We start from the raw sequence: 11879 nt of genomic DNA, 5'->3' as shown, positions 1-11879 counted from the left end.
GCTAAATCTATTAATAACTTACCAAAATTGACATTCAATTGTCAACGGAAACGTCACGAAATAATGAAACTTTTTCACGTTTATGGAACATTTAATTAGTCAATCAAAAATGATTGGAATACTTCATTCCCTAATAATTTTCCTTTTCGCGTTAAACGAACATATCCATCTTTCTCTTCAAGCAATCCTTGTTCTTGATTTTTTTGCAACTGCTTCGCGAAAACTTGATTCATCTCCATATTAAATTTCTTTTGAAACAATATTTTAGATACACCTTGTGTTTTTCGAAGTCCTAAGAACAACTCTTCTTCCATTCTTTCTTTCTCCGTCACCGCGTGAACATCTAAATATGGAAATCCAGTTTCATCGATTTTATTGAAATATTGCTTGAGCGGCCCTACATTTTGGATACGTTCTCCATTTACATAACTATGCGCTCCAGCTCCAAATCCATAATACTCCTCATTATTCCAGTATGTGAGATTGTGTCTACTTTCATTATCACCTTTTGAGAAATTGCTAATTTCATACTGGCTATAGCCGTGTTTCTCCATTTCATCCATTACCATTTCATACATTTTCGCTTCATGATCTTCACCTGGAAGTCTTAATTTCCCTTTATTCATTAAGTTATAAAACACAGTTTTCGGTTCCACAATTAATGAATATGCTGAGAAATGTTGTACACCAAGCGTAAAAGCAATGTCTAATGTTTCTTTTACATCTTCTATCGTCTGCCCTGGCAGAGCATAAATAATATCTACATTTATATTTTTAAAGCCCACTTCCTGCGCTTCTCTAATTGCTACAAATGCATCTTCCCTCGTATGCTTACGCCCAATTTTCTCAAGCAACTCATCCCGAAATGTTTGCACACCAAAACTAATTCGGTTCACTCCACCTTCTAGCAATACATTTAACTTCTCTTTCGGTAAATCACCTGGATTCGCTTCAAATGTTAATTCACAATTTGGAGCAAATGGACGTAAGCGACGGTTTATAATATCTAGTAACTTTTTTGTCTGTTCCATATTTAACGCTGTCGGAGTTCCTCCACCAACAAAAATCGTTTTCATACTATCAAACGGTACTTTTTGAACTGTATTTATTATTTCTTTCTCTAAATACTCTAAATATTGATCGACCGGTTGGCGTTCAATAAACACTTTATTAAAATCACAATAGTGACAAATATGCTGACAAAATGGAATATGAATATATGCAGCTTGAACCAAATATAACTCCTACCTTTCTAAAAAGAAAACCTCCGCACTCCGGAGGAATCTTCACTTCTCTAACGTATTACGAATTTGTTCCATTCGCATTTTTCCCCAATCATACATCATTTCAACGATCGGTAAAAGCGACATGCCTAATTCCGTCATATAATACTCTACTCGCGGAGGAATTTCTGGGTATACTGTTCGGTCAACAATCCCATCTTCCATTAACTCTTTTAATTGGTTCGACAAAACTTTATGAGAAATGCTTGGGAATAATCGTTGTAATTCACTAAAACGATGAGGCCCTTCCACACCAAGATGCCACAGTATCACAACTTTCCACTTCCCGCTAATAATAGAAAGCGTCAATTCCTTTTCACAATTAAAATTGCCATTTTGTATTTTTTCGTGAATATCTTTTCGAATATTTTCGGACATTAATAGTCTCCTAACTCTATATCAATCATTCATAAATATAGCCACCTCACTATTGTAAATGAGAGAAGCTACGTTGTCTAAAAAGTAATTATACATAAAAAAGAAGCCGTATAAACGACTTCTTTTTTTATCTCAATCCGCATGAAATAACAATCAATTATTAGTTGTCATCCATTTTCAGTACAGCCATGAATGCTTCTTGCGGTACTTCTACAGAACCAACAGACTTCATACGTTTTTTACCTTCTTTTTGCTTATCAAGAAGTTTACGCTTACGAGAAATGTCACCACCGTAACATTTTGCAAGTACGTTTTTACGCATTGCCTTAATTGTAGAACGTGCTACAACCTTGTTTCCGATAGTCGCCTGAATTGGTACTTCGAACTGTTGTCTTGGAATTAATTCTTTTAATTTCTCTACGATTACTTTACCACGATCATACGCTGAATCACGGTGTACGATAAATGATAGAGCATCGACTTGTTCGTTATTTAAAAGAATATCCATTTTCACAAGTTTCGATGGTTTGTAACCAATTAACTCGTAGTCAAACGATGCATATCCTTTCGTATTTGATTTCAACTGATCGAAGAAGTCATATACGATTTCTGATAACGGGATTTCGTATGTTAGTGTAACACGTGTTTCATCTAAATATTGCATATCAATAAACGTTCCACGTTTACCTTGGCAAATTTCCATTACAGCTCCAACATAGTCATTCGGAACCATAATTGAAGCCTTCACAAACGGCTCTTCTACACGATCAATAGACTGTGGATCTGGCATATTAGATGGATTATCAACAATAACATCTTCACCGTTCGTTAAATAAACTTTATAAATAACGCTTGGTGCTGTTGTAATTAAATCGATTTTAAATTCACGTTCAATACGTTCTTGAATGATTTCCATGTGAAGAAGTCCTAAGAAACCACAACGGAAACCAAATCCTAGCGCTTGAGATGTTTCTGGTTCAAACTCAAGAGCAGAATCGTTTAACTCTAATTTTTCTAACGCATCACGTAAGTCGTTGTAACGTGCAGAATCGATTGGATATAAACCACAGAATACCATCGGGTTTAATTTACGATAACCTGCTAACGCCTCTGCAGCCGGACGTTTTGCATGTGTGATCGTATCACCTACGCGTGTATCACCTACGTTTTTAATAGATGCTGCTAAGAAACCTACATCACCTACTGTTAACTCGTCACGTTGCGTTGTTTTCGGTGTAAACACACCTACTTCTGTTACTTCAAATTCTTTTCCAGTTGCCATCATACGTACTTTATCGCCAACTTTTACCGTTCCATTTACAACACGGATATATGCAATTACACCGCGGTACGGGTCATATAAAGAATCGAAAATCATACATTGTAAAGGCTCTTCTGAATCACCTGTTGGAGCTGGTACCTTTTCAACGATTTGTTCTAAAATATCTTCAATACCAATACCAGCTTTCGCTGAAGCAAGTACAGCTTCCGATGCATCTAAACCAATTACATCTTCTACCTCTTGACGTACACGTTCTGGGTCCGCACTTGGTAAGTCGATCTTATTAATAACTGGTAATATTTCTAAATTATTATCAAGCGCTAAATATACGTTCGCTAATGTTTGCGCCTCAATCCCTTGTGCTGCATCCACAACAAGAATCGCACCTTCACAAGCCGCTAAACTACGAGATACTTCGTACGTAAAGTCGACGTGTCCTGGAGTATCGATTAAGTGAAGAATATACTCTTCACCGTCTTTCGCTTTATACGTTAGTTGTACTGCATTTAATTTAATTGTAATACCGCGCTCACGCTCTAAATCCATAGAGTCAAGCAATTGAGCTTTCATTTCACGTTGTGTTAACGCGTTTGTTTTCTCTAAAATACGGTCTGCTAACGTTGATTTTCCGTGGTCAATATGAGCAATGATAGAGAAATTACGGATTTTGGACTGTCTTTTTGCTCTTTCTTCTTTGTTCATCTATGTTCTCAACTCCTAATAGTCTCGCCAATATACACTAGCACTGATTATATCAATAGAGCAGCAAAGATTCAATGAAAACTCGTGCTGCTTACAATACAAATCATTCTATTTATATCTTATGCGAACAAACCATAAGAGACAAACCTTTTTCAAATTTAAAAACGGCTGTCGTACAAAATGGTAAGACAACCGTTCTTCCTGCTACCCTTAACTAAAAATCTCTCTCACTTTCCCAACAACTATATCCGTTCCGAACTTTGTTACTTCATAAGTAGCACTTGCTATTGCCATACCAATTCCTTCTACAACATTAAAGCTTTTTAAGCTTTCTAATTGTTTTTGTTTTTCAGCAACGGAAAACGAACTTCCCAAAATTTCCGATTCAGCACCCGCACCCTCTGTTCCTGTCATATGAGCGATTTGTTCATACGACATTTGCTGATAACCTTTCATACTTTTCAAACCATGATTAGCAAGTGCCACCCCTGCTATTATCATAAGTAAACATAAGGCCGCACTACATATACATAAAAGCGAAAAACGGCTTAAACGATTATCGTCTCTTCCCATCAATGTGTATATGCTCCTGTATTATCTTGGTCAATTTGATGATGCAAGGCTGCATTTAAACCACTCGCTATTACATTCGCCATATCCTCTATGAAAGCATCCACTTCTTTCGGAGTCACCATTAAATTATGACCAAGAGGAGATAACACTTCATAAATTAATTTTCTCTTCTCTTCATCTTCCAGTGTACCTACAGCACCTAAAAACATATTCCGACTCTTTTCATCCGGCATATCTTCTTCTGTTAATTTTTTCTTTTCTCCAAATGTAAAACCGGCTGGCAACAAAGAACGGGAAGGTTTGTTTCCTTCTTTCATCTCCCGTCCAAAATGTTTCAAAATAAAATCAATTGTATCGCTTGTAATCGAAACTGCATCAACCACAGTCGGAACACCAATCGCGATAACAGGAATACCCAATGTTTCTTTACTAAGTTCCTTACGCTTATTCCCAACACCCGATCCAGGATGAATTCCCGTATCAGAAATTTGTATCGTACTATTTACTCGTTCAATAGAGCGGGCAGCTAATGCATCAATTGCAATGACAAAGTCTGGCTTCGTCTTCTCAATGATTCCATAAATGACATCGCTCGTTTCGATTCCTGTAATTCCCATTACCCCCGGCCGAATTGCACTAACAGGCCTAAACCCTTCTTCTACACTTTCAGGCTGCAATTGAAACAAATGTCTCGTTACCAATACATTTTCTACAACGATTGGTCCAAGCGCATCTGGCGTTACATTCCAATTCCCAAGGCCAACAATTAAACAACTCGCTTCTTTCGTAACGCCAACCTCTTCTAAGAAATAAGAAAATTCTTTTGCAAAAATGCGCTCTACTTTTTGTTGCAGTTCCGTATCTTGTTGACGTATACCTTGTACTTCAAGCGTTAAATAACTCCCAGGTTTTTTACCCATCGATTCAGAGGCAATTTCATCAATCGTTACTTTTGTAATGGTGATACCTTCTTCTTCCCTCTCTTTGACAATAACTCCTTGTATCCCTTTTTGCTCTTCTTGACTCTCTTGCAGCATTTCATGTGCCTCTACAGCAAGGTCCGTTCTAACACTATATTTACTTAAATCTAATGGTTCTTTCATCGTATCTCCTCCGTAATTCATAGTAAATATCGTTAGATTTCCCAAAGTTATATAAGGTCATTCTTTCCTTTACGTGAAATTTCATTGATATACTATTGCAATTCTCTTCACCGTTTGATAGAATATCACTTGTTCTATGTTAAGAATCGAGTCATTCGATTGCACCAGGGAGGTGAAAAGTATGGCAAACATCAAATCTGCTATCAAACGCGCTAAACTTAGCGAAGAGCGTCGTTCACATAACGCTTCTATCAAGTCTGACATGCGTTCTGCTGTTAAAACTGTAGAAGCTTTAGTTACTAATAACGATCTTGAAAATGCTAAAGAAGCTTTCAAAACTGCTTCTAAAAAACTTGACAAAGCAGCTCGTAAAGGTCTTATCCACCAAAACGCTGCAGCTCGTCAAAAATCTCGCTTAGCGAAACAAGTAAACGCGTAAGGCGTTTAAAAAACGATCCATTTGGATCGTTTTTTTATATACAAAAAGTTCACGTGCTAAGCACGTGAACTTTTTGTTTCATCACATATGATTTAACCGCATTAAGAAAAACTCAAGCACAAGTTTCTTATCCATTTTTCCAGTCTTCATACTATAATCAGCTTCCGCTAATTCTATAATCACTTTTTTTAATTCTTCAAAAGAGAAAAACTTCGTTTGATTCATCGCTAACTTTACACGATATGGATGCACACCAATATGAGACGCAATTTGATTTTGTCCATAACCACGCTGCTGTAACTCTTTCACTTGATAGAGCAAGCGGAATTGACTTACTAATAACGCAAGCAGTTTAATTGGTTCCTCTTGCTGCGTAAATAATCCATCCAAAATTTGCATCGCACCCGCGATATCTTTTTTTACCACTTTTTCTGTCAAAGCAAACACATTTTGTTCAACCGATTTTGGCACAAGCTCCCCAACAAGTTTCGGTGTAATCTCTCCGCCCATACCGACGTATAACGTTAACTTGTCCATTTCCTTCGCCAACATCGTTACATTACTTCCCACAAGCTCTAACAACAAACTAACAGCTGCATTATCTATATGCACATGCACTTCATCTGCACGAGCAACAATCCACTTCTGAACATCCTGCACTTGCATCGCATTCGCTTCTACTACGTCCGCTGTTTTCTTTAATAATTTTGTAATTTTTTTTCGTTCATCAAGTTTTTCGTAAGGCGCAACAAAAACAAGAATAGAAAATGGAGAAGGCTCTCCAATATATTCTTCTAAAATTTTTATATTTTGCTCTAATTTTTCTTTTTGTGAAGTTAAAAATAGTGGTGATTTTATTAATATCACTTTACGTTCCCCGAAAAAAGGAAGTGTACGTGCATCCTCAACCACATCTTCTAAATACGCTTCTTCTAAATCATATGTCACAACATTAAACTCGCGATCTTCCTCTTCAAGCGCTTCTGTTGTAATAAGCTTTATCGTTTCATTTATAAAAAACGCTTCCGTTCCATACAGTAAATACACTGGAGCAAACTGCTTCTTTTTAATCTTTTTATGTATATCACTCATACTTTTTCCTACTCCCTAACTTGGCAATATATATTTATACTACTGCCCTAGCTTTCGTTTTACAAGTACAAAGGAACAGGCTTTATGACCCGTTCCTTTATTTATATTAAACGCCACGCAATAAGCCCCGGGTTTCTTATTGGTGTGCGGTAATCACCTTCCCTTTATTATTCACAATAAAGATTCAAGTATAAGTGCCAACTGTTAACATGCTTGGAAACAAAACACTCACGTTCCTTAACGATCTAAAGTAGTAAAAACGCTCGATTTCTCTTCATATGGAAATTGTAGATTTTTTTCTGACAATATTTTATACTAAAGTGGAATGTTGGGGAGGGATTCTAAATGAATGATTTTGAACAGAACGTTCAAAGTAAACGCAATGACGCTATTGATTCAGGGGTAGGATTTATCGTCTCATTTGGTTTTTTCGCAACACTTTTCATCATTGCAACTGTTATTAAATTTATCGGTTCTTAAAGACTGCTGCTTACTGGCAGTCTTCTTTTTTATCTATTATGTGTTTCATCGTATGTGATTTTGCTACGAAAGGTTCCGTGTTCCACTTTAAAAACATAGGAAATAGCGCCTTGCTTATCCGTACGCCATATTTCAATCCCCATCTTCTCCAAACGCTCTATCACTTCCTTATGAGGATGCCCATACCTATTACGCTCACCGACAGAAATAATCGCTATATCAGGCTGTACAGCGCTCAAAAAAGGCACTATAGATGACGTATTACTCCCATGATGAGCAACCTTTAAAACATCCGCCCGTAAATCTGGATACGTAGCTATTAAAAATTTCTCTCCTTCTTCTTCTAAATCACCTGTAAACAGCCACGTTGCCCCTCCTAATTTTGCCCATATTACGATTGAAGCATTATTTTCACTTCTTGCTTTTCCTGTTGGAGCTAACACAAAAAATTCCGCTTCATTTACGCTCCAACTCTCTCCTCCCCCCACTTCACTTATTTTCACTTCCTTTTCTAATGCCTGTTTCTTTAATACTTTTTCTAATACCGCATCTTGTTCTTTTCGGCCAAATACAACTTCTTTTACGCTTATATTTGATAATAACTCTTGCGCAGCACCTATATGATCCGCATCTCCATGCGTTACGATTAATTTATCAATTGTTTTAATCCCTTCCTTTTGTAAATAAGGGATTAAAATATCATTTCCAACAGAAAATTCATGCTTTTTCCGTTGCCATTCTTCCTTATTTGCACGCATTGTGCCACCAGTATCAATGAGGTAAATCTCTTTATCGTACGGGAGGCGAATTAAAATTGCGTCTCCCTGTCCAACATCAAGAAATGTAACACTCCCACTTTCTCGAAAATACGGATATACATAATGACATGTACAAACGAAAAGAAATATACCCGAAGCTACGAACATAATTTTCTTCGACACCCGCCTTTCCCAAACCATCAATATACTAACAATACTCGCGTAATATAGAGCTACAAGAAGTATAGGTGTTTGCCCGAAAACAAGGCGGATAAACGGTAAATTTTCACAATAACTTAGAAAATCATTAGAAAGATTCAAACCTATTGATAGTACATTCGCAAGTCCTTTTGCAAGAAACGGGAAGATTGGTATACATACCAAAACAATAATACTACACGGCAATACAATAAGAGATAAAAACGGAACGTATAGGATATTAAGAAAAATACTATATGGAGAAAAATAACCGAAGTGATATAACAAAATCGGAGTACTAACGAGTTGTGAAATAAAAGAGATATAAATGGAATTTCGGATTACTCCATTGCTACTATCTAGTAAAAGCGGGGCTGACAAAAGCAAGGCGAAACTACCAACGAACGAAAACTGAAAGCCAATATTAAAAACAAGATACGGATCAAATATAAGCATACATATAGCTGTAACGCTTAAAGCATCTAAGCTAGATAAACGAATAGAACATATGAAAGCAATCAACATCAAAACTCCTGTTATAGAAGCTCTTATAACAGACGGTGATTCTCCTGCTAAAATCATATATAGAGGAATGCAAAAGATAAGACATACTGTCGCTATCTCCCTCGTCACACCACTTCTTAGCAAAATAAAATACACAATTACCATTAACAATACGATATGCGATCCTGAAATCGCCAACAAATGTACAAGACCAAATTGCTGATATTGCTCTTCAACTTCAAATGTCATTTGTTGTCTATCACCAAATACTAATGCATTCATAAAAGCACCTGATTGCTCCGGAAACATTTCTGTAACGCCCGAGATTGATTGCTGTCTCAAAAGAAGAATCCATTGCACGAGTGACAACGATGTTTTTTGGCATTCAGAAATATGTATAGCCTCCAATATGAAATGAATATTTTGCTTATACAAATAATCACGATAATTAAAACCATGAAAGTTCCGAGCTATTGGTGGTTCTTTCCTCTCACCTTCGAATACACATGATACTCCTGCATGTAATTGTCGCAGTTGTTTCTTTTCCAAGGCCGATTTAATTTTGTAACTTAACTGCACTATATTTTTATTCTGATCTTCAACTTGAAATGTTAGGCGATCCCCGTTAATAAGAGGTGTATTTTGTATTAGCCCCCTTGTAACTTCGTAAGACTCTCCTAGAGGCTTGTTTTGCCCTTGAATATACGTAGTGTACATAGCGCCACTAAAACACGCTAACATACAAAAAAAGAAGGTTTTACGCGAAGTACGGTATAAACAATAGAAAACATACAAAACGAGACAACAAGTCAGCAATAAAACTGAAGTGGAAAAGGCAATTGCAATCCCTATGATAAATGAGATTGCAACATAACCCCATTGTCCATACAACTATACTCACTCCTTATAGCATCATTTTTGCTTTCGTGAATACATGCTGTAATTCTTCCATTGATAAGTTTTCTTTTTCTAAAGATGCAAATAGTTCTTTTAACTCCATATGACGCTTTTGATCCTCTAATGCTGCAATATTATATTCTAGCGGAACGTGTTTCACTGTTACATCCGCTTTTTCAAATAACTCTACGGCATATGGATGATTTTTATAATCCTGCGCATAATAAACTGCTGTAATACCACTTTGAATAATCGCCTTACAGCATTGTAAACAAGGGAAATGCGTAACATAAATTTCCGCTTCCTCCGTTTTCACACCGAATTTTGCACACTGTAATAAAGCATTCATTTCTGCGTGAATTGTACGAACACAATGATTATCAATAACGTAGCATCCATCATCTATACAATGTACGCCACCTTTAATTGAACCATTATATCCACCAGCAATAATTCGTTTATCACGAACGATTGTCGCTCCTACTGCAAGCCTTGTACATGTACTACGTAAAGATAGCAGATGGCTTTGCGTCATAAAATATTGATCCCATGAAATTCGTTCCATATTTTTCACCTACTTTTTTGTCTACTTGTAGTGTAGCGAATGAAGAAAAACTTCGTCAATCTTTTACGGAATAATAATTTGATCTTTTATTCTTTCCAATGACTTCACACCGATCCCATCAATCTCCAACAAATCTTCTATTTTCTGAAAAGGACCATGTTCTTCTCGATATTTCAAAATACTTTCTGCTTTCCGAGAACCAATGCCTGTAATTTTTTCAAGTTGTTCTTTAGAAGCTGCATTTATTTGAACTTTCCCCTCCCCCTTTGCAATAGCAGCTACCTCTTGCACTTGTTCGTTTTCATTCGGTACATAAAGGATCATTTGGTCTTGTACCATTTGTGCTAAATTTACCTTCTTCCTATCTGCCTCAGGTAAAAAACCACCTGCCTTTTCAATAGCATCCTTGACCCGGTCCCCTTCTTTCATTTCATACACCCCCTCTTTAACAACAGCCCCTTTCATATCAATTACAATTATTTTTTTCTGCTGCTTTGTATCCGATATTTTCGGTTTACTTTTCTTCTCTAGCTCTTTCGCTTGAACATCCGTTGCAATGACCGTTCGCTCTGTATGCTGGTTCGTTTTCCAAAAAAGAAGAAAAAGTACAGTTCCAATAATAGCTACTAATCCTAACCATTTCTTTGGAAAATCCCACATCATTTTACACCTCTAATCATAAATTTATAACATCATTCATATTGTTTAGGAGAAAGCTGTTACGAAGGAGGGATGAAACATTGAACATAGGAATTATAGGGACAGGGAACATGGGGAATATACTAATCGACGCATTTTTAGAAACCCGTGCTGTCAAACCTTCGTGCCTTACAATGATTAATCGAACGCCCGCCAAAGCATATCATATAAAGGAAAAACACCCTTCTGTTCATATAGCCAAAACTATCGATGAGGTAATCGAACGATCACATCTTATTTTTATTTGCGTAAAGCCGATAGATATATACCCGATCCTACAAAAATACGCTGAACATTTTTCTGATGAAAAGTGCTTAGTTTCTATCACAAGTCCAATATCTCCGTCACAATTAGAGACGCTTGTACCTTGCCACATTGCACGTATCATTCCGAGCATTACAAACCGCGCCCTGTCTGGCGCATCACTATTTACATTTGGAAGTAAATGCTCTGAAGAGTGGCAACAAAAGCTATTTCGCCTATTCAAAAACATTTCTACTCCTCTTATGATAGAAGAAGATATAACGCGCGTTTCATCTGATATAGCAAGCTGCGGCCCTGCATTCTTTAGTTATTTATTACAATGTTTCATTAACGCTGCTGTAGATAAAACAAATATTACACATGAAGAAGCCACTACTTTAGTAAGTGAAATGGTCGTTGGAATGGGGAAACTACTTGAAAAAGAGATTTTCACATTGCCTACTTTACAAGAAAAAGTATGTGTTAAAGGCGGCGTTACAGGAGAAGGCATTCGTGTTTTAGAAGAACATGTTGGGGATATGTTTCATAAATTAATTGAGCGGACACACGAGAAATTTGATGAAGATTTAAAATGCGTCGATCAGCAATTCAATAAACACACATAATAAATACGTCATCGTCATTCCAAATCCTTTTTATAAATACTTACTTTTTTACATTAC

General features: G+C 36.6%; 12 protein-coding genes. 3 read left to right on the top strand and 9 right to left on the bottom strand.

All coding sequences use genetic code 11. The annotated features are described in order from the left end of the window. Positions 1-95 precede the first annotated feature (95 nt). From hemW to gpr, 5 genes are all read right to left on the bottom strand, one after another. Positions 96-1235, bottom strand: a complete 1140-nt coding sequence (gene hemW / locus QEP67_RS05780; RefSeq protein WP_000249446.1) for a radical SAM family heme chaperone HemW — start codon at positions 1233-1235, stop codon at positions 96-98. Positions 1236-1286: 51 nt separating this feature from the next. Next, on the bottom strand, positions 1287-1661 hold the full coding sequence (locus QEP67_RS05775) for a helix-turn-helix domain-containing protein (protein WP_001293536.1): 375 nt from the start codon (positions 1659-1661) through the stop codon (positions 1287-1289). Positions 1662-1821: 160 nt separating this feature from the next. After that, positions 1822-3645 carry an elongation factor 4 gene (lepA, locus tag QEP67_RS05770; RefSeq protein WP_001030960.1) on the bottom strand — a complete coding sequence of 608 codons (1824 nt, stop codon included), beginning with the start codon at positions 3643-3645 and terminating at the stop codon, positions 1822-1824. 210 nt (positions 3646-3855) lie between these two features. After that, positions 3856-4221 carry a YqxA family protein gene (locus QEP67_RS05765; RefSeq protein ID WP_002107663.1) on the bottom strand — a complete coding sequence of 122 codons (366 nt, stop codon included), beginning with the start codon at positions 4219-4221 and terminating at the stop codon, positions 3856-3858. Beyond that, positions 4218-5321, bottom strand: a complete 1104-nt coding sequence (gene gpr, locus QEP67_RS05760) for a GPR endopeptidase (protein WP_000662625.1) — start codon at positions 5319-5321, stop codon at positions 4218-4220. Before gpr ends, QEP67_RS05765 begins: the two co-directional genes overlap by 4 nt. 181 nt (positions 5322-5502) lie before the next feature. On the opposite strand from gpr, the gene rpsT reads away from it, so the two are divergent. Further along, positions 5503-5760: a 30S ribosomal protein S20 gene (gene rpsT / locus QEP67_RS05755; protein WP_001274014.1), complete on the top strand. Its 258-nt coding sequence runs from the start codon at positions 5503-5505 to the stop codon at positions 5758-5760. An 81-nt stretch (positions 5761-5841) separates the two neighbouring features. Here the strand turns inward: rpsT and holA are convergent, their stop codons facing one another. Then, positions 5842-6852: a DNA polymerase III subunit delta gene (gene holA, locus QEP67_RS05750; RefSeq protein ID WP_001279932.1), complete on the bottom strand. Its 1011-nt coding sequence runs from the start codon at positions 6850-6852 to the stop codon at positions 5842-5844. A 345-nt stretch (positions 6853-7197) separates the two neighbouring features. Here holA and QEP67_RS05745 point away from each other — a divergent pair, with 345 nt between their 5' ends. Further along, positions 7198-7332: a YqzM family protein gene (locus QEP67_RS05745; RefSeq protein WP_000997609.1), complete on the top strand. Its 135-nt coding sequence runs from the start codon at positions 7198-7200 to the stop codon at positions 7330-7332. Positions 7333-7361: 29 nt separating this feature from the next. Here QEP67_RS05745 and QEP67_RS05740 read toward each other — a convergent pair whose 3' ends face one another. From QEP67_RS05740 to QEP67_RS05730, 3 genes are all read right to left on the bottom strand, one after another. After that, positions 7362-9683 (bottom strand): DNA internalization-related competence protein ComEC/Rec2, encoded by a 2322-nt coding sequence (locus tag QEP67_RS05740; RefSeq protein WP_061672369.1) that lies wholly within the window; start codon positions 9681-9683, stop codon positions 7362-7364. A gap of 13 nt (positions 9684-9696) precedes the next feature. Continuing rightward, positions 9697-10254: a ComE operon protein 2 gene (locus QEP67_RS05735; RefSeq protein ID WP_000439780.1), complete on the bottom strand. Its 558-nt coding sequence runs from the start codon at positions 10252-10254 to the stop codon at positions 9697-9699. Positions 10255-10317: 63 nt separating this feature from the next. Then, positions 10318-10917 carry a helix-hairpin-helix domain-containing protein gene (locus QEP67_RS05730; protein ID WP_000989940.1) on the bottom strand — a complete coding sequence of 200 codons (600 nt, stop codon included), beginning with the start codon at positions 10915-10917 and terminating at the stop codon, positions 10318-10320. Between the two features lie 77 nt (positions 10918-10994). Here QEP67_RS05730 and comER point away from each other — a divergent pair, with 77 nt between their 5' ends. Continuing rightward, entirely contained in the window at positions 10995-11822 is an 828-nt protein-coding gene (comER, locus tag QEP67_RS05725) for a late competence protein ComER (RefSeq protein ID WP_001020561.1), read from the top strand. Positions 11823-11879: the final 57 nt, after the last annotated feature.

The organism is Bacillus cereus group sp. MS39 (assembly GCF_040448665.1).
Lineage (GTDB): Bacteria > Bacillota > Bacilli > Bacillales > Bacillaceae_G > Bacillus_A > Bacillus_A wiedmannii.
The sequence above is the reverse complement of the archived record's forward strand: the minus strand, read 5'-3'. Positions and strand labels throughout refer to the sequence as shown.